Below are 18,583 nucleotides of genomic sequence, written 5' to 3' on the forward strand. Positions count from 1 at the left end.
TTTGCTCTGTGGTGACGACTCACGCCTGGAGAAAAGTCAATGCCAGCAACATCAGAAGATCGGCTTTTTGGCCTTACAACTTCAGTAGCAGTAAAGCCGCCAGTGGCTATTTCTGCCGATCACAATGTAACAACTTTCGGTGAGCAGAGGATAACCTCGTCAACGATGGCGGGAGACAGGGACAGTAACCACAACGCAGGATATGCGCGTCCTGCTGATGAACCAGGATGACAAGCGCGATAATGGGATATGGTTAGCGGGGCCGGTTATGTGGCGGCGAGCGTCTGACTTTGACGGTGCGAGGGATGTTGCTAATGGGACCATGGTTTTCAGCATTTACGGTGACTGTTGGCAGGTAGAAGGCACTAACCCAATTCGCATCGGGTATGACGAAATCACATTCCGTTCCACCTATCCGTTTTCAGGGGATTTGACTCTTTATCAGCGCACTATCCGCGCCCCTGATCCGTTTGTGGCACCCTTGCCGCCAATCACCCAACTCGAAGGGAAAATACTGGCGGTTTCTGGCGGTAAGCCTATTGGGGTTTTGCCGGAGTCCGGTAGCGCGGCTGATGTGTTAATTCAACTAGCCGCAACATCAGGGGCCGGATTGGTTGTGGGAACATCCGGCAATACAGTTCAGACAGAAATTAACGACATTAAAGAGGATCTGGTTGATATTTCCACAAACGGAGCAAGTAAACTGTCCACTCCCAGAAATATTAACGGCGTTCCGTTTGATGGTACAGCTAACATTACCTTGCCGTTGGATCTTCCTGTTGGCTCTCCCGTTCCCTATGCCTTATCAACCCCGCCCGCTGGTTGGCTCCAGTGCAACGGCCAGACATTCAACAAAACCACCTATCCGCAATTGGCGCTTGCCTATCCGTCTGGAGTGTTACCTGACCTGCGCGGCGAATTTATTCGTGGCTGGGATGATGGGCGCGATGTTGATCCTGGGCGTTCACTGCTCTCAGCGCAGAATGATGCGATGCAACCGATAACAGCAAAATGGGCTATGGACGATCAAGCCGCCGGTGGAGGTATCGATTATCCCCCCTGCGGGGCCTTATACATCGACAGCACCGCGAGGGTTAATTACGACGCGGTATCAACACGCAATAGTTTTGGCGCACGCGGGGTGTTTGATTCATCGCTACAAACACGAACCGCTAACGAAACCCGCCCGCGCAACATCGCCTTTAACTACATTGTGAGAGCAGCATAATGAGCAACTATTCTACTGATATTGAGACTGCCGAATTAGGCGAAAATGGACTCAGCAAAAAGGCTGGCTGGATCACTGTCTATCGCGCGCATCATTTCACGCGCGAATACCACAGCGCCAGCATGGAGTATCTCATGCTTGGTGTAGGCCTTCCCGCCCACAGTTACCCCGATGAACCAGAGTTACCGCCTGTTGGGCAAGCGCTGCATCGCTCGGCTGATGGCAAGTTGTGGGAATTTTCACCCGATCATCGCGGGCAAACGGTTTACGGCACAGAAACACGGCAGGAACAGACTGTCACCCAATTCGGCGAACTGCCGGATAATGTCACGTTACTGAAGCCCGAGACCGAGTTCGATGAGTGGAACGGAAAAAAGTGGGTGACAGACACGAAAGCCCAGCAAGCGGCGGAATCACTAGCTGAGCAGCAGGCGGCACAACAGGAGTTAAGCTCACGCCTTACTGTAGCGAATACCCGCATTGAGACGCTGAGCGATGCGGTTGATCTGGATATGGCTACTCATGAAGAGAAAACCGCGTTAAAGGGGTGGAGAACGTACCGGGTGCAGCTGAGCCGCATTGATATCAGCACAGCGCCGGATATCGACTGGCCGGAAGCGCCCGAAGGTGGAAAAACGGTGAATTAGCGTCGGTCGTCGAACAGGGTAGCCAACTCGTCGTCGGAAAGGCCGGTCGACATTTTGACAAGAGTACGTTCAACGCCGTTGGCGAGAAGTTGCCTTGCAATGTTGAGCGAGGCGGTATGCTCGCCTTCTTGGCGTCCTTCTTGGCGACCTTCTTGGCGACCGAGGTGAATGCCTTCTTGGCGACCTTCCTGGCGTAGCTGTTCTGCAATGGTCATGACATCCTCCTGATAATCTTGTGTCTGTGCGGCTATGGTATGCAAGAACTGTCTGGTGTCTGAGGTTTCGCCTCGACCTACAATGTAGTACATCAGGCTACGAAACTGCTCTTTAGGTATCGCCCATAGATTGAGCAGGCGGGCGATATCTCCTGCCAGTTCCAGCATGTCCCGAGTACGGATGTGTTTTTGCACCAATTCCAGCAGTGCTACCCGCCGATGAGAGAGTATTTCATCATCCGGCATAGCGGTGATATCGACCAGCGGGAATGCCTGTGTATAGACTGATTCTGCCAGTTCAGGGTCAGTAAAGCAATCGAGCCATTGGGTGCTGTAGGGGTAGGGCGACGTGGTGCCGTGGTAGAACAGGAGTGGAATGACCACGGGCAAGGTCTCGTTGCCTTGCTCTAGGTGGCGCTGCATGGCTGCCATGCTATAACGCATTAAACGCCACGCCATTAACTTCTCAGGGCTACTTTGGTGCTCGATGAGTGTATAAATGTAGCCTCTCCCCGCATTTGTCTGCACGGAATAGAGCATATCCGAACACTGGGTGCGCAGGTCGTCTTCGATAAAACTGCCGGACTCCATCGCAAGTGTGCTGAAATCACAGCGCTCACGCAGGTGTGGTGGTAGATGGATTTCCAAAAAGTCTCGGGCCACAGCGATATCACCGAGAAACTTTTTGAACAGAGAATCATGTTGGGAAAGTGAGGATGTTGTCATCGGCGAAGTATACCTTGCTCAGGTTACGGTATGCCATCGGGATTTCCAGCGCGGGGTGAATGTGATTTGTGACACCTAAGGAAGGGTGTTGGAAAGTCGAAATGGACGGCAAGTTATTGATAAAAATGTCGTGTATTGTCGTGCTTTGTTGTGTTTTGTTGCCTGTTTTTTGAGCGATAAAGTCATTCAATATATTGATAATAATGGTTTTTATTTATTTTAACTCTGCTAAGCATGCCATAGCGCCATAAAAATACCGAGATTATTATTCAATATGTTATAGCGTATCGGTCGAAATTACTCGAAATTCGATCGAAATTACTCAATCTCAGTCCACTCAGCGCCCCTGACATTTCGGTATTTATCCGTCATCTCTGATGACTTATGTCCGAGCAATTTTTGCGCATAATCCCTCCCTTTCTCATCAGTGTAGAGTCGTGCCGCCAGGCTTCTGATTTCATGAAATGAGGGAGGTTTGCGTTCCCATGTTAATCCTGATATACGGCGCGCCTTCAAAAAAGCGGCAGATATCGTTTTTGCGGCAAATTGCTTGTATTTGGTGTTTGCGACAATATGCGCTATTCCGTTGTTTAATTTCCTGAACTGGTTCAGTACATCAGCAAGGCATAAATTGAGGCAGTCGATGCGGGTTGTCTGGGAAAACGCCAGCATCATGCCTGTTTTTGCTTGCTTGATGTAAAGCCGTCCGTCTTTTAAATCCTCCCAGCATAGCGCCTGTATATCGCCGAGGCGTTGACCTGTCACCAAAGCAAGGTCAAGGCAGGGCCCGACCCAGGCGGGTAATCTATCCGCTGCCTTGCGGATGACTTTCCACGCATCCAGGGTTATGCGCCCCCGTTGAATATTTATACGTTGGTTTCGGGTGGCTTCGGCAGGATTGCTTTTGAGTAGCCCCTCAGCAATCGCTTCACGAAACAGGTCACGTAACAACGCCCTGATGCAGTTCGCCATTGTCACTTTTCCTTCTTTTACCCACTGATGAAGGAACGAGGCAATGTCTTTGGTTTCTACCTGCTGAATAGCGAATTCACCTAAGTGGGCATTGACTGCTTTCAGGTATTTATTGTACTCGCTCATCGTTTTCGGCTTGAGTTTCCGTCCTTCGAGTATCCTCAGATAACGTTCAGTCCATTCGCTAACTGTAGTCACCTGTGTGTCGTTGATGCGGTCAACGAGCGGTGATGGTTTTGATGAGCCATAAATCGCCATATTAGCGGCGATGGCTTGCGTAATGGCCCCCTGTCGATGGCGGCCCAGGCCATACTCTTTTCCGGTGCGCGGGTCACGGTAGCAAAAATAGCCGCCATTGCGCGGTTGCAGGTTTGGCGGCAAATCGCGGTTCTTATGGCTTCTCCGGCGTGCCATGTCTTATCCTCGATAACAGGGTGGGGTGAAGGGCGCTGGATGGGCCAATGTTTTTGTTCTGGGTGAGCTTGCAGGCGTTTTCCTCAACCAGATATTCGCGCCCATCTCGTATCGGTGCGGGAAAAATCATTCCGCTCCTGACCAATCGCCTGACGGTTTCCATGCAGCGCGGACGGGTTTGCCGCCGGTTCCACTCGGATAAGGTGATGTATGCCATTATTTACCTCTGCTAAAATCAAGCCGCTGCGCCATTTGTCATGGTGGCAAGGGGGGATTTGTGAATCTCAGAAACGGTACCGTGAAGGTTGCAGGCAGGGTGTGCGGTGATGAAGGTGATTTCAGGCGGTAACAGCCTTGATTAAGGTGCTGGTGCAGGTCGTGTCAGCGCCAATGATATAAGTCCCTAAATCACCATTTGATTTGTCCGCCCTTCTACAGCAGTAGACGCCATTGAAAGTGGGGTCGGTATTGCGTCTGAGTTCCCTGCTGATGGTCGAGCGAGGCATATCAAGCTCTCTGGCGATGGTAGCTTGGTTGACACCTTCACCACGTCGCTTTTCGATGTAGAACCGTTCTTTCTGAGTCAGATGTTTTCCCTGTATGCAACAGGCTCTCCAGTAAGGCCAGAACGCTCATTTTATCCGGGTCTGGCCAGTGTGCCACTTTGTTGCGTTTCGAGTGGGAATGGGGCAATAAATCCGATCATCAAAATAAATATTGGACATTTTTTCCGATAGTGCCGTTTTGCCTGGGCGGTTTATGCCGGGAATCCGTAGTGTGTGACTATCAAATAATTTATTTCGATAAGTCTTGACGATCTATGTGTGGTTGTGTATAATGCTCTCAAAGGGGTGTTTTGGGAAAGTTCGCACGACAGTATCATCGGCACGTTCATTGTGTGGGGGTATTATTTCTGATAGCCAATCAACGTATTGAAGGCTTTGTTGAATAAACATATTTTATGCTGCACCCCCGGTGAAACGACAGATCATCGCAACGCAAAATCATGCAGTTAGATAAAACTGTACACCTGATGTGACAAGCATTTTCAACCAAAAATTGCATGGAAAAACAGCATGATTCACTATTATTCAACAAAGCCCGTATTGAATACATGATCGTCTTAATGCGCCGTAAATACGTATATATGCCGTCACCAACGGTCGGGGCGTGTGTTTTTCTCTCTCGGTTATGCTGGGCATGGAACTGTTTTAATCTGTTTGTTACCGGCTCAGATAAATGAATATTAATTTTATTAAGGTTTGTCATGCGGCTTCGTTCACTTATTTTCGGTGTGACTGCGTTTTTTTGTTTTTTTCTGGCTGCAGATGCTGTCGCGGCAATGTACGTCTACCCGATGGTAGCCTCTCTTGATGACAAAAGCACCAGGCAACTGACGCTTGTATCAAAAGATGATGATGTGCAATTTGTTAAAGTGACGCTGAAACGAATAGAAAATCCCGGCACGCCGCAGGAGCGTGAAGTTGTCTCCGATATTGGCGGTGATACCGGCATTGCTGTGGTGCCCTCGAAAATTGCGCTGGCAGCCGGCAGTGAAAGGATTGTCCGAATTGTATCAATGTTACCACCAGAGAAAGAAACAACCTGGCGTATTTACTTTGAGTCTGTAGATAAAAACACCTTCTCTTCTGAGATTACCGGGAAATCATCAAATAAAGATATTTCCACCCGGGTGGGTGTCAATATAATCTGGGGTGTTTTATTGCATGTGCCGCCTCAGAATATAGTGGTCAGCATGAAATACCGTCCGGGCTCATCTGAAATCTTAAATGATGGTACGGTCAGATTGCAATTAAAGGAAATTGGCATCTGTGATAAGCAGGGGAACTGCAAATGGCAAAACAAAGTGAAAACAATTTATCCAGATATGCAGGTCATCCTTAAAGATTTTACGTTCAAACCAGGTGAGCAGTACAAGTTTAAATATACAGATGTTACAACCGGCAATGTGAAGGAGATAACGCCTGAGGCATTGCCATAGTACTTTTTAAGAACAGTTGATTTAAGGGTAACTGATGAAAAAAATTCTTTCATATTCACTGCTTTCTGCAGCCATTCTGACTTTCACATCCGCGCATGCTGTGACAAGAGACATCACCGTCACGGCATCGATTGATCCGACCGTGGATATCACGCTCTCTGACGGCACGGCTTTGCCGGACACCATTGCCATGTCGTATTTGCCGAGTCATGGGCTCAATTCCGTCTCAAGGAGTGTGAAGCTCTGGTCTAACTCAGCCACTGCTGACCTGACTATTGCCCTGGCAACAAGTTCACCATCACTGAGCGCACCGACGACGACCACCACCATCCCTCTTACGGTGACGCTGAACGGTATCGAGCTTAATACGGCGAGCTCGAAACTGGAGTTTGCCGAGTATTTCCCGAACGGGATTACTAACGGCTCAATCACAATCCCTCTGGTGATATCCCAGACAACCAAGGGTGTTGTCAGTACTGCGGGTGACTACAGCGGAACCGTCTCCCTGGTTCTGGCGCAGGCAACAAGCCAAGGCTCCTGATTTATTAATTCATACCTGGCGGCAACCCCGTCAGGTATCTTCTGTGCGGGTTTTATGTGAACCGATTTCCAGTCTGTAGTATTCTCTTTCCTTTTGCAGTCATCATTCCAGCGATATCTCATGCCACTATGCGTGTCCCGGCAGGGTTTGAAGAGTTGATTCAGGGTCAGGAATTTCAGTCAGAGGTTCAGGTATATGGTCAGTCTCTTGGCATGGCCCGTATCCGGGTGGACCTTGAAAATATAACCTTTCTTGAGCCTGATAAATTATCGCTGGCCATCGCGAAACTTTACGGCAATCCCTCCGGACTTGATTCCCTGCTGACAAAAAAACTTCATCTGCCATTGAGCAGGAATGGCCAGTTATCATGCAGTGCCCACCGGGGGCGTGTCGGCTGTGATTATCTCAAAACAGACAGCCTCGGTCTTATTTATGATGAAAACAATAATGTAGTCAGACTGTTTCTCAGCGACCGTTACACTCTTCACGAGCCTGAAGACAGTGGTTATTACCAGGCCACGCCAGCAGGCCGCAATGCACTTATTCACCAGCAGGCTCTAAATCTGGCCACGACGGGTCAGTATCAATCACTGACATTAAGAGGTAATGGCACTCTCGGGCTGGGAGAAACCAGCTATGCCAATGTGGACTGGAGCTGGCTGAGCCAGCGTTCTGGTCATTCCGGTACCCAGCAGGCGGAAGCCTCTAATGCGTATTTCAGGCAGGATTTTCTGAAACGCATCTATATCCAGGCCGGACTGATGAATTCTCAGGATATCTATACGAATGCGGGGGGGAATATAGCCCTGAATCAGTTGCCGATAGGGCGCATTCGCGGCTTTCGTATGGGGTCGACTCTGGCGTGGGCAAATAAAAGCAAAATGTCAGCAGGCACGCCTGTGAACCTGTTTTTACCCCGGGATGCGCGAGTGGATGCCTACCGGGATAATCAGTTGCTCAACACGTTCTACCTCAAAGCCGGCATGCAGTTACTCGATACCAGTATGTTACCGGCGGGCAGTTACACGCTGACCTTGCGTATTTATGAGAATAACCAGCTCGTACGAACGGAATCACAGCTTTATACCCGCCAGGAGATAGGGTGGGGGAACGGATTTCAGTGGTTCCTGCAGGCGGGTTCACCGGACAGTGAACGCTCCTCCATGACTACGGATGCTTCACATGAGCATTTTGTCATGCATGCCGGCGGTCGCCTCCCTCTGACAGACACGCTGGCGCTTACGGCCGGAACGGCTGTACTCAGTGAGTCTGAATATGCCGAAGCGGCAGCCGACTGGCTTCATGGATTTGACGCGGGGGGGCAGCTGAGCACGCGGGTCAGCTCGCTGCAAGGCAGCGATGGTTCCCGAGGGAATACCCAGCAGGTGAGTTACAACGATGGTTTCGCTCTCAGCTTTTACCGCACATCACGGACGGCGGATGACTGTAATGTCCAGCGCTCGCATATTTATGACTTCACGGGCTGCTACAAAAACACCAGCGTGATGTTGTCTGTTCCCGTAATGAGCTGGCAGGTCATTGTGGGTTATACCCTTAGCGATAATCAGGGGCGTTATGTTTACCGTCAGGACCTGGATGAAAACAGTGCTGAATATAATGCCGGTGCCCCCTGGGAACAGGTGTACCAGTCCCGCTCCCGTAGCGAGAACTGGCAGCTTGGTCTGAATCGCAGCTTTGCTGTCAATGGCCTCAATATAAACACGCGGCTGAGCGCTTATGTCAGAAATGTCAGCACCTACAGCAGCCCCGACAAAGGCGGGTATATCGGGGTATCAATATCCCGCAGTACGAAACTTTCAGGCGGAGCTCGCCGGACAACCAGCGCCGGCGTCAGCTGGCAGTCTGGACAGCCAAGTGGAAGTCAGCTTGGGTACAGTACATCAATGACCCAATATGGCGAAGATAACGGAAATGACCGCATAGGCGTGGCATTGTCAGGCGTCAATACTGATACGGTGAATGGCTCGGTCACCGGAAGTACCGGCAGTCAGTACGGTGATGGCACGCTGACGGTAAGTGATGCGTGGGACCGTTCAGGAAGCCGCCGGCATACCTTTGGCAGCAGCGGAGCCTACAACTCCTCCCTGGTGGTGGACCGGTCAGGCGTGGCGCTGGGGCGCTGGAGTAATGACGGCGCGGCCTCAGCCTTTGGTGTCTCCGTCGGGCAGAGTGATGGCGAGACCGGTTCCCGGGTCAGTATCTCCGGTCTCGGGCGTCGGACGGATATCACAAGCGGGCGGCGGGCAGTGTTTACGACGCAGGGATATCAGGAAAGCAGATTCAGTATCAATGAGTCGGGCGTCCCCTCTGACGGGGTGGCGGCTGAAATCACCCGGGGTACGGGCACGACCACGGCCTTTATGGCTCCCGGTAAAATACTTAATAAAGAGGTTACCGTGAGTCCGCGCTATATCTGGCTCGGCCGGTTGCTTGATGGTTCACGTCAGCCTCTTGAGGGCGCTATCCCCCTCAATGTGGCGTCATGGACGTCAGTCGGTGACGGCGGTTTTACCATGGAGACGGAGTCACGCATGGACCAGCTGTACGTTATGCGGGCAGACCGGTTCTGGGTGTGTGCACTGAAGGTGCGGAAAGTACGCGATGTCGTTCGCTATCTGGGTGCCACCACGTGCCAGCGCACAGATATGGCGCATCTGCCGTCAGCAGAGCGTCGTCAGGTTACCCTGATGACCGCCGGGTCAGAGCGTACAAACAGCCCGGTAGCAATGACAGACTAATACGTTTACACCAATAATCCAGACCGTGAGAGCCGATGAAAACAAACATTTATTGCTGGCTGACAGCCCTGTGCTGGCTGGTATCGCTGCCTGTGCTGGCTGACCTGCCGACAAGCAACACGACGACCGTGACGGAGACGATGGACACCAGTTCGCTGCCCGCCCCGCTGTATATCTGGAATAATGTTACCGTTGGCAGCAGCGATGTTGGCAGCAGCGTTGAGAGTAGCTCATATAAAGTAGGCATGGTCTGTAAAAGCAGCACGGACAGCACCAATGGTGCTTGTCCGACAACCCTTACTTGGAATGATGTGGCCCCGGGCTTAATTACGCTGACGTTCACCCAGGACCGCACCGGGCAGACAAAGACCCTGACTGTGAGTGGATTGCGTAATAATCGAGAGTCCAATTATAGCCCTTGGACCTCGGTAACTTTTAATAGAGATCCAAGAAACACGCCAATATTTACTTATAGTATCGCGCAGAGTGAGTTAAGCAGCCTGACTGACGGAGTCTGGCGCGCCACTTTGGTGATGGATTACTACAACTGGACATCTACGTATGTGGCCACCTGGACTGCCAGCATCACTCTGACTGTCACCTCAGAAAGTGCCCAGCAGGTGTATTTCCCGGCCTTTGTGTCCACAGATGCAACTGTTGACCTGGGCGTTTCCGGGCTGAACAATGCAGACTTATCGACAACCACAAGCGGTTCGGCCTCGCTGGATATGTGTCTGTATGACGGCGCGAATGCGGCAGGAAAAACGATAATCCTGTCGCTAAGTGATCAGGGGGCTTCACCTTCAGACCGTACCTCGGGTCTTTTCTCCGTCTACCGGACCGGAGGGAGTGGGGCGGATGCGGCAGACCGCATTGACTTTGCCATCACGGTAAAAAATCCGGTTACCCGCGCTGCGCAGACGGTGAAGAATGGCGAGTCCATCACCTGGACAGCACCGGATGGGGGGTTCACCGCACGACTGGTCACCCTGCCAGACTACACGACATCCACGTATTGTGTTCCGGCGCCGCTGACATTTACCACCCAGACTTCTAAGCCCTCAACTAAACACAGCGGCGATTATACCGGGACGGTGACGGTCACCTATACCCCAAGCACCAGCTGAAAAAACAGCGTTCACCCTGACGGGATGAATCCTTTTTGGGTCATGTATTCAATCCCCAATTCCCAAACGAAATGCAACAAAGTGTGTAGTGGCACACTGGTACTGGCCACCTGATCGGAGGTGATATGCTCACCTCACCAACACGACAGGTGACCTCATGGTTAAACATTTTACGGCGGAATTTAAGCTCGAAGCCGCAAAGCGGGTTGTCGACCACGGCTACATATACGTTAAGGCGGCGGGGTAACTGCTGGGATAATGCGCCAATGGAGCGGCTCTTGCGCCTCCTGAAGACAGAATGGGTGCCGACAAAGGGTTACAACAGCTTCAGCGAAGCCCATGACGCGATGATCCGCTACATCACGGGGTATTACAGCGCTATCCGGCCTCACTGGTATAACGGCGGCTTAACGCCAAACGACTCTGAGCGACGGTTCTACATACAGTCTAATGCGGTGGCCAGTATTAGTTGACCACTACAGGCCCAGCATTTGCCATAACATATTCAGGTACACTTTCACTATCAGTTACAGTGTAAGAATAACTGACAGGTAAATCATTAAAGTTTATACCTGTAGCTGATTGTCCTGTTATTGAACTATATATATTATTCTTTTCAAAAAACTGATAACTATAACCACTACTATCCTCAGATATCTTGTTGGTGTTGTTAGTTGAAAGAAAGTAGTTTGATTCAGAGTAGACAATGCTCCCACTGTTTATCTGTAAAGCATCGTACTGTTTTTTAGGATACTTATGACCATCAGTACCTATATTGTAGTCAGTTGCTGAATAAGTTTTGCTATTATCGAAATAGTTGCTATACACATGAACCCAACCGCGAAGAAGTGGCCGTCCTCGCATATTTGGACCAATCCAATTATGGTGTATGGTTACGTGCAGTAGTTTCGTCACTAGCCAAGAGTCATCATGGTTATAGCCAACAAGCATCGCTAGTCTTTCACCTGCTAAATCGCTATCGTTGCCCACCCAATTCCAGACAGGATTTGGCTGCATATTAACCCAATCATCATTAAAATAGAAGTGGTTATAGGATAGTGTTACATTGTCTGAACTCATTGTAATGCTGATTAAATCATCACTGATATCATAAATATTACAGTGAGTAATCAGAGCATTGCTAACACGCCGTAGAGAAATACCTTCATAATTAATACCTGCGGTTTTAGTACTATCATTATCTCCCACAACCTGTTTAGGCATTGCCTGTAAATCAGAAATCCTACCATAGAAATTAAGGTTTGATATCTTAATGTTTTCTATATTTGTTCCTAATGGTAATAGCTCACCGTCAAATTTCAGCTGTATATTTTCGAGAGCTGCTTTGCCTCCAGGGGCTCCTTCAATGGTTGTGTTATTATTAGCAGTCGATGCAAAGAGTATGGTAGTTAAACCTGCTCCACCATAAATTACACCATCGATAACGATATGGTGTTTACCGCTATATACAGCATCCTCCAATTCGCTAAGTGTTTTTACTAAAACAGCAGGTTCGCTGTCACCACCAACTGTATTTGAATAACCTCCAGTATCATCAGCATAAGCTGAAAAGTTTGATGAAGCTAGTAATAAAGAGAGATTTATCAGCAATTTTTTATTCAAAAAAAACATTTTAAATATACCCTATTAACTTAACGTTTTTCAGTGCCTGGGTGCTTATTGATTTTCTGTTATAAGCTCCAAACTAGTCCAATGGATAGGCTTTGTTGAATAAATAGATTTTATGCTGGCAGCCCAGTGAAACGACGGATCCTCGTAACGTAAAATCATGCAGTTAGACCTCATGAGAAAACTGTACAACTGAGGTGACAAGCATTTTATGGCTTTGTTGAATAAACATATTTTATGCTGTACCCCCGGTGAAACGACAGATCCTCGCAACGCAAAATCATGCAGTTAGGCCTCATGATAAAACTGTATACCTGATATGACAAGCATTTTCAACCAAAACTTGCATGGAAAAACAGCATTATTCACTATTATTCAACAAAGCCGCTCAGACGCTGATTCGCCACCGCATGGTTACGTTAATGGTACTTGTCCGGCCACTATTGCGCCCCGTTTCGCGGCGGGATAAAGGGCCTGATTTTCTTTCTCAGCAACGCATCGTGGCATTTTCAATGACAACTAATTTAGACATAACAATTTCTCCATAATTAAACGTATGTAGTTATCAGAGGACTAACGGGTAAAATTTTGCAGATTGGCGGTCAGATCGCTTACACTTGGCTTAACACAGGAGGATTTCCCCATGGGCCAGGTTGCATTTGATACATTGCAGGCGTCAGAAGAACTTGAAACCGCTGGTATCTCCAGAGAACAAGCTAAGGCGATTTCGCTCGTCGTACGCAAGTCTCATGAGGTGGCGGATGTGGCCACCAAGGCCGATATAGTTGAAGTCAAGCACGAAATTGCCGAAGTAAACCGAAATGTCGCCGATGTCCGTAAAGATATGGCTCATCGCTTCGAGAAGACCGACGCTCAGATAGCCGATGTCCGTAAGGACCTGTCCGCAGAGATAGCCGATGTGCGTAAGGACCTGTCCGCAGAGATTGGCAACGTGCGCAAGGATATGGAAATCGTCCGCAAAGATTTACAGCTTGAAATGGCGGGTATTCGCTCCGAGCAGAAGTTAATTCGCTGGATGCTGAGTGCTGGAATTTTGGGTATTCTCTCTCTGGTTGTGAAAGCTTTTCTCGTCACAGCCCTTTGAGCAATTCTGCCCATTGGGTCGGTAGCTTAGTGTGGAAGAGCGTACGTGTTCCCCAACCGTAAGATGCGGGTTCGATTCCTGCTCGACCCTCCAGCTTTCAGCAACTCCGCTCCAGCGTCAGACTGAACTCACCTGTATAGCCGCCCGACGACGTGCATGCACTCATGCTGCTATCTTGGCTAAGGTCCTGATAGCCTCAAGTTCTCTTTCAAGTTCAGCCAGGAACTGGGTCAACGCTTCCTCTATTTCAGCAACCAATTTATCGTCCTGATGAATTCTCAACTGGTAATAGGCAAGGTCTGGCGGTAGCCTGTCGTCATAGCTGACAAGATCACACCACTTTCGGCCCGTACACATCATTTGGGCGTGCATTTGGAGCAAGTACTGCTGTTTTGGCTTACCAGTCTTGATGGTCTCTAAATGCGTCCATGTATTGGGGCACTTGATTTCAATCAGACCATCGCACCCTACGAGTCCGTCAGGCGATGCACCAAATCCTGCGATATCTGGATGGGGAATAAATCCCACTTCCGTCACTTCTGCGTCAAATTGGTTAAGCAGGTACATCTCCCGCGCCACCGGTTCAAGTTCAGTGCCGCGCTGCATGGCGGCGTTGGAGTAACTTGCTTCCACCTTTCCGGTTAGGCGCTGGCATATAAGCTCTGCCATGTAGTTTTGACGGCTGGTAGCGTATCCAGATTTCGTTTTCGCCATCACGTCAGACAGGCGACTGGCGGTCACGTTGCCACAACGGGCGGAAAACCATTCATCACTGCGCTGTTGCATGCTCCACCTCTCTGTATTCTGCTTCGAATGGGGTGGTGTTCTTGATGCGCTCCTTCTCTGCATTGCCGATAATCTGGCGCTCTTCCTGCGAGAGGCTCTTCCATGTTTCAGCGAAGACTTCCATGCTCATCTGAGCCGCCTCTTCGCACCGGGCAATGAGTGCAGGGCGGCGCTCATCCGTTTCCTTTCCGACGAGAACGCTTGCCGGGCTGCTTTCGATGATCCGCTCCGCCTCGTCACTGTCGTAAATGCCCGCGAAGCCAAATGCCATGCGTGCACACTGGATCAGTGACTTGTGGCGTAGCATACGGGTGGGGTGTGATTGCCACGGCTGGGTATTGCGCTTACACTCGCCCATGTATTCGGTGACTACAGTGGGGTGTTTGCGATCTTTGCGGTAAATCCTGCAAGTGGATGCGCCCTCATCCTTATCGTAGCTGAATTCCATGCCATCGAATTGCGCATGTTCGTTAATGATCCGCGCCCAACCATCGACACCAACAACCGGGACAATACCGCCCTTATCAGGGAATGCGTAAATCTCTTTCGTCCACGGGTTAAGCCCGTACTGGTTGGCAACGATAAGCAAGGCGGTAAATTGCTCATCAGTGACGCTAGCCCCCTTGAACGCCGTATTCTTGAGCGTGCTCATCAATTCGGTGCCGGGTGCCATGCCAAGGCGTTCAGCCAGTTTTCCAGCCATGGTTGTTAATGCTGTGCTCATGCTGCATCCTCCGTGCTGTTCTGCCTGTCATAAATCCAAAAAGCTCGCTCAACCTTTACTCGGTAGAAAATAGCGTCAAATATGCGGTGGCTTTCTGTTTCCTGATAATCAACATCGCTATCTTCCATGTACTCACAGGCTTGCTCGGTGTAAGCGTCGGGCCAGTGCCTTCTGAGCGAGTCACGAAACCTTTCGATAGACTTCTCCGCCAATTGCTCAGCCTCTGCGTAACAGTCTTCGGTTATTTCAGGCGGCATTTCTTCCATGATTTTGCGAATAGCCTGTATCTTTGATGGATTAAGCATTGGGGTTCCCCTTCTGATTAACCGTTGCAATAAGCTGCTCGAATAACCGTTGCAGCCAGCTTTTAGGCACAAACGATGCGCTGCTGAGGGTGTTTATCTTGTGGTACTGGATTGTTTTAATGGCGTCGAAACCTGAGCTACCCATAGGGATAGCCCTGACATTGATGTATGCCATTGGGTAACTCCTGATTGATTAGATTCGAGTGTGCGGGATAAGGCTGTATTTCAGAGCGATGAATACTTGCATTGCCTGCTCGCGGCTAATGCTGGTATTTGCAGTGAGAGTATTAACGATAGGCGGAATTGTGTGTGCTGAATGCAAGAACGGCCTTTTTCACCCTGAGTGGGCCAGTTTTACATCGGTAGCGACATGTATGTAAGTGCCTGCTTTGGTGACCCTCTCAGGCGGAGAGGGTTCTCGTGTACCCCTACAGCGAGAAATCGGATAAACTCTGATCACCCCTACAGAGAGCAAAGAGAGTCGCACCGATGAACAACTTATGGTGGCAGGAATTAATGGGTATTTTCCTGCAAGGAGTGACACTTAACTAGTTGATTCATATGATTATCATACTGATTGTCTTGATAGTGGCTCTGCCAACCAGTGCGAAAGAATGGATTAACCTTCACAACCCTGAAATTCTTCTTGACTATTGGATGTACTACATACTGCTGTTCTGTGTTAGCTATGTGCTTAACGGCGCTGCAAATTCTGCGCATCAGGCGATATCCTCACGATCCAGAGCATTAAGTGAGCGCCAAGCAAAAGCGCGTGAAGAACAGTCCATCTTCGATATTTTTGAGTCATTAACACTCAAGGAAAAATATCATCTTTCCTGTGCCGTAAGTGCCAATAACATCCTGCTCACGGATGAAGGTGATGAGGCTGCGATAGGATTGGTGGTGAAGGGGTTGCTTAATTATGCTGGAACCAGATTAGGTAGTGATCGCAAGGTCAAAGACAAATTCTCAATACCCGATGAATTTTATGACCGGTGTTACATCCGTTTCGCTGGAAAGTTAGATGATCATCATTGATGAGCTAATCGAACAAGAAAGGGCTGAAAAATTATCGGTCAAAGGGCAATGAGCCGCACTTTTCTCTTGCATCGAGTTCAGGGTATGGCTCAACAAGCATGTCGTCATGCGGTATAAGGTGGAGAGTGGCAGCATCGACTATTGCCAGTGCGGTACTCAGACCTAGTGTACTGGTTTCATTGAGCGGGAGTTCGGCTCCAGCCATGTGTAGCACATAGCGTATGTTCATGATTGCATACCTTAATTCGTGAATTTCACGCTCCCTTGTAGCAATCACGCTTAACGCATAGCTGTGGTCATCTTTGGCATTCATATTTCACCTCGCTTTATAAATACTGCTCGGCTTACATTCAATTATCGAGCCGCAATGTATACGTCTGGCTTGCTCTGGCGGTAATGCCGTACTCCGTTTTCGGTTTGCTGTACCAGATTAGATTGCTAAGACGCTTAACCCTGTCGTACATTTTGGCGAAATGGTTAATTTGCTTCCTGAACCTCGCCAGTATGCCGAAATAAATTCGTGGCGTACGTTTGCGCTTGAAGGCCAATTCAATGCGGTTAAGCGCTTTGCGTTTTTCTGGCTTCTGACCTAAAGCTTTATCGATACGGAATGTCACCAGTTCACGACGGATGGCTTCTGCCTTGCGTCTGGCATGACGGCGAATAGCGGCGTTGGTTTTGCTAACAGGATTAACGGATTTACGGTAAATGATAGTAGCCATGAGTCCTCCAACAGATGGTTTTGGTGGTGCGGTGAAGGGGTATAGTCCTTGTGTTGGCTATAATTTTTATTCAGCCCACCACACCCCAAAAACATCTGGGCAAAGGTTCGGCACTTTGTCGGTGCCTTCCGTAGAGCGCAAGGCTCGTTTTGAAAGAGCATGTATTTGAGATTTTCCCCAACCGCCGTCATGTTCGTGTGCCTCGGGCTGGCTACTTACGCTCAGGCAATCGGCGGGTAACTCGAGGTCTTGCCTGCCGGGGTATTGCCGTTGCGGGTTGCTGGTCCACGGTCTGGCTGGTGGGTTGATGCATTAAGAATACCTTGGATATTTTAAAAGTAAATACAATGGGTAATTAAATTTGGTATTGATACTTCATGCTTATGATTTTATTTAATTTAAATATTTTCGCATCAGATGATCAGCATTTGTTAACTGCCTATAAAAATCTTTATGCGAGAAATCTTGCGCAGAGCGTGAATGCTTAGTGAAAGGAAGAGATCGAACAGATCCAAGTTGAGTTGGTTAGTGAGGATAGGTGGGGGGGGGAGATAGTGAATATTTTAAAAATTGCTGTTAAGTCAGCACTATGAGTTCAATAGAATGTGTTCTCCGGCCATTGCGCGTGTATCACCCTTCCAATCAATTGGCAGCTTTCGTGACATTTTAGCAAGGGAAAGTGCGGATTCAGAGGCTCTAAGTAAGAGATCCCACCATCTTTGATGTAACGCTTGAAGGTAAAATCAATGCCATCCATGCTAGCTATACAGAAATCGCCGGGTGTTACAGATTCTTCAGGGTCTACGAGTATTAGCATTCCTTCTGGAAAACTTGGCCGAGAACCTGTAGGTGAAGTCATGGAGTGACCTTCAACTTCTAACCAAAAGGAGCTATCGCTTGCTTTGCGGGTTGTTGATACCCACTGCTTAGCATCAGATAAGAAGAATGATTTTTCTGCGTTGGTAAAAAATTCAGCTTGAATGGTGCTGAATAAGGGGTATTCATACGCTTTTAGGGCTGTAAATGTAGCGTCTGTACTTGAATTGCTAGTGACATATTGTGAAACAGTCTGTGCCAGCGAGGGGCTAAAATCACTGATTTGCACTCCCAGTAGTGATGCGAACGCGGAGGCTATCGGCACGTTTAACGGATTTCTACCATTAAGATAATGCCCTACAGCTCCTTGGGAGATGCCTAATGAGTCAGCTATTGTGTATTGTGTAAAGCCCATCTCTCTCTTTTTTAATTCATACAAAGCTTTCAACCTTACGGCATCAGCTTGCTGCTCGGGAGTTAAAGGTTTTTTCAAAAATGTCTTCTTTTTCATGGGTACATGATAATACCAATTGTATTGCCATCAAAATATTAGAGGTATTGATTGTTTTGAATACCTGATGTATTCTAGAGCCATAAGTAAAACGGAGGTTCGCCATGATCAAGATGACACTAGTTGATTACGTCAAAATTCATGGACAAGCGAAAACTGCTTATGACTTTGGCGTGATTCAGTGTGCAATTAGTAAAGCGATCCGGGCTGGACGTAATATTTTTGTTACAGTTATGCCCGATGAGTCTGTGAAGGGAGAGGAAATAAAACCTTTCCCTAGTTTTAAAAAATAGAGATCTATGTAAGTCACTGCTCT

21 protein-coding genes, 1 tRNA gene and 2 pseudogenes are annotated in these 18,583 nt (G+C 48.8%); 12 read left to right on the plus strand and 12 right to left on the minus strand.

The window, feature by feature from the left end:
• The first annotated feature begins 322 nt into the window (after positions 1–322).
• On the plus strand, positions 323–1,228 hold the full coding sequence (locus tag K6K13_RS02830; protein ID WP_222159465.1) for a phage tail protein: 906 nt from the start codon (positions 323–325) through the stop codon (positions 1,226–1,228).
• Positions 1,228–1,875, plus strand: a complete 648-nt coding sequence (locus K6K13_RS02835; RefSeq protein WP_222159466.1) for a tail fiber assembly protein — start codon at positions 1,228–1,230, stop codon at positions 1,873–1,875. Before K6K13_RS02830 ends, K6K13_RS02835 begins: the two co-directional genes overlap by 1 nt.
• On the opposite strand, the gene K6K13_RS02840 is transcribed toward K6K13_RS02835, so the two are convergent.
• The 4 genes from K6K13_RS02840 to K6K13_RS23520 all read right to left on the minus strand — a co-directional run bounded on the left by K6K13_RS02840 (position 1,872) and on the right by K6K13_RS23520 (position 4,804).
• A complete protein-coding gene (locus K6K13_RS02840; protein WP_222159467.1) occupies positions 1,872–2,816 on the minus strand; it encodes an Rpn family recombination-promoting nuclease/putative transposase in 945 nt (314 codons plus the stop codon). The two genes, K6K13_RS02835 and K6K13_RS02840, sit on opposite strands and share 4 nt — an antisense overlap.
• A gap of 318 nt (positions 2,817–3,134) precedes the next feature.
• A complete protein-coding gene (locus K6K13_RS02845) occupies positions 3,135–4,169 on the minus strand; it encodes a tyrosine-type recombinase/integrase (RefSeq protein WP_222159394.1) in 1,035 nt (344 codons plus the stop codon).
• Positions 4,170–4,179: 10 nt separating this feature from the next.
• Positions 4,180–4,419: an excisionase gene (locus K6K13_RS02850; protein ID WP_222159395.1), complete on the minus strand. Its 240-nt coding sequence runs from the start codon at positions 4,417–4,419 to the stop codon at positions 4,180–4,182.
• Positions 4,420–4,540: 121 nt separating this feature from the next.
• On the minus strand, positions 4,541–4,804 hold the full coding sequence (locus tag K6K13_RS23520) for a helix-turn-helix domain-containing protein (RefSeq protein ID WP_222160937.1): 264 nt from the start codon (positions 4,802–4,804) through the stop codon (positions 4,541–4,543).
• A gap of 665 nt (positions 4,805–5,469) precedes the next feature.
• On the opposite strand from K6K13_RS23520, the gene K6K13_RS02860 reads away from it, so the two are divergent.
• The 5 genes and pseudogenes from K6K13_RS02860 to K6K13_RS02880 form a co-directional block, all read left to right on the plus strand.
• Positions 5,470–6,204: a fimbrial protein gene (locus K6K13_RS02860; RefSeq protein WP_222159396.1), complete on the plus strand. Its 735-nt coding sequence runs from the start codon at positions 5,470–5,472 to the stop codon at positions 6,202–6,204.
• Positions 6,205–6,304: 100 nt separating this feature from the next.
• Complete coding sequence (locus K6K13_RS02865) at positions 6,305–6,745, plus strand: CS1 type fimbrial major subunit (RefSeq protein WP_252120395.1); 441 nt, start codon at positions 6,305–6,307, stop codon at positions 6,743–6,745.
• Positions 6,746–6,873: 128 nt separating this feature from the next.
• A complete protein-coding gene (locus tag K6K13_RS02870; protein WP_222159398.1) occupies positions 6,874–9,504 on the plus strand; it encodes a TcfC E-set like domain-containing protein in 2,631 nt (876 codons plus the stop codon).
• A 35-nt stretch (positions 9,505–9,539) separates the two neighbouring features.
• Positions 9,540–10,631, plus strand: a complete 1,092-nt coding sequence (locus tag K6K13_RS02875) for a CblD like pilus biogenesis initiator family protein (protein WP_222159399.1) — start codon at positions 9,540–9,542, stop codon at positions 10,629–10,631.
• A 227-nt stretch (positions 10,632–10,858) separates the two neighbouring features.
• Positions 10,859–11,104: pseudogene (locus K6K13_RS02880) on the plus strand (integrase core domain-containing protein); the annotation flags it as partial.
• On the opposite strand, the gene K6K13_RS02885 reads toward K6K13_RS02880, so the two are convergent.
• Complete coding sequence (locus tag K6K13_RS02885) at positions 11,097–12,263, minus strand: pectate lyase family protein (RefSeq protein WP_222159401.1); 1,167 nt, start codon at positions 12,261–12,263, stop codon at positions 11,097–11,099. The pseudogene K6K13_RS02880 and the gene K6K13_RS02885 overlap by 8 nt on opposite strands.
• A gap of 344 nt (positions 12,264–12,607) precedes the next feature.
• Between K6K13_RS02885 and K6K13_RS02890 the strand changes: the two genes are divergently transcribed.
• From K6K13_RS02890 to K6K13_RS02900, 3 genes are all read left to right on the plus strand, one after another.
• A complete protein-coding gene (locus K6K13_RS02890; RefSeq protein ID WP_222159402.1) occupies positions 12,608–12,808 on the plus strand; it encodes a hypothetical protein in 201 nt (66 codons plus the stop codon).
• A gap of 95 nt (positions 12,809–12,903) precedes the next feature.
• The gene (locus K6K13_RS02895) at positions 12,904–13,365 is read left to right on the plus strand and encodes a CCDC90 family protein (RefSeq protein WP_222159468.1); all 462 of its coding nucleotides are present in this window, start codon (positions 12,904–12,906) and stop codon (positions 13,363–13,365) included.
• Between the two features lie 15 nt (positions 13,366–13,380).
• Positions 13,381–13,458: transfer RNA gene (locus K6K13_RS02900), tRNA-Gly, on the plus strand.
• 69 nt (positions 13,459–13,527) lie between these two features.
• On the opposite strand, the gene K6K13_RS02905 is transcribed toward K6K13_RS02900, so the two are convergent.
• From K6K13_RS02905 to K6K13_RS02920, 4 genes are read right to left on the minus strand one after another with little or no spacing between them, the layout of a single operon-like run.
• Complete coding sequence (locus K6K13_RS02905; protein ID WP_222159469.1) at positions 13,528–14,151, minus strand: lambda exonuclease family protein; 624 nt, start codon at positions 14,149–14,151, stop codon at positions 13,528–13,530.
• Positions 14,135–14,875, minus strand: coding sequence for a phage recombination protein Bet (gene bet, locus K6K13_RS02910; RefSeq protein ID WP_222159470.1), 741 nt, complete (start codon positions 14,873–14,875; stop codon positions 14,135–14,137). The genes K6K13_RS02905 and bet overlap by 17 nt, the downstream gene beginning before the upstream one ends.
• Complete coding sequence (locus tag K6K13_RS02915) at positions 14,872–15,180, minus strand: hypothetical protein (RefSeq protein ID WP_222159471.1); 309 nt, start codon at positions 15,178–15,180, stop codon at positions 14,872–14,874. Before K6K13_RS02915 ends, bet begins: the two co-directional genes overlap by 4 nt.
• Positions 15,173–15,355, minus strand: coding sequence for a hypothetical protein (locus K6K13_RS02920; protein ID WP_222159472.1), 183 nt, complete (start codon positions 15,353–15,355; stop codon positions 15,173–15,175). The genes K6K13_RS02915 and K6K13_RS02920 overlap by 8 nt, the downstream gene beginning before the upstream one ends.
• A gap of 386 nt (positions 15,356–15,741) precedes the next feature.
• Between K6K13_RS02920 and K6K13_RS02925 the strand changes: the two are divergent.
• Positions 15,742–16,270, plus strand: a pseudogene (locus tag K6K13_RS02925) (super-infection exclusion protein B).
• Here the strand turns inward: K6K13_RS02925 and K6K13_RS02930 are convergent.
• From K6K13_RS02930 to K6K13_RS02940, 3 genes are all read right to left on the minus strand, one after another.
• Complete coding sequence (locus tag K6K13_RS02930) at positions 16,250–16,531, minus strand: hypothetical protein (protein ID WP_222159473.1); 282 nt, start codon at positions 16,529–16,531, stop codon at positions 16,250–16,252. The pseudogene K6K13_RS02925 and the gene K6K13_RS02930 overlap by 21 nt on opposite strands.
• A 37-nt stretch (positions 16,532–16,568) precedes the next feature.
• The gene (locus tag K6K13_RS02935) at positions 16,569–16,940 is read right to left on the minus strand and encodes an antitermination protein (protein WP_222159474.1); all 372 of its coding nucleotides are present in this window, start codon (positions 16,938–16,940) and stop codon (positions 16,569–16,571) included.
• Positions 16,941–17,535: 595 nt separating this feature from the next.
• Complete coding sequence (locus K6K13_RS02940; RefSeq protein ID WP_222159475.1) at positions 17,536–18,267, minus strand: LexA family protein; 732 nt, start codon at positions 18,265–18,267, stop codon at positions 17,536–17,538.
• 104 nt (positions 18,268–18,371) lie between these two features.
• Here K6K13_RS02940 and K6K13_RS02945 point away from each other — a divergent pair, with 104 nt between their 5' ends.
• A complete protein-coding gene (locus K6K13_RS02945; protein ID WP_222159476.1) occupies positions 18,372–18,560 on the plus strand; it encodes a Cro/CI family transcriptional regulator in 189 nt (62 codons plus the stop codon).
• Positions 18,561–18,583 lie beyond the last annotated feature (23 nt).

The sequence above is a fragment of the Symbiopectobacterium purcellii genome (assembly GCF_019797845.1).
GTDB lineage: Bacteria > Pseudomonadota > Gammaproteobacteria > Enterobacterales > Enterobacteriaceae > Symbiopectobacterium > Symbiopectobacterium purcellii.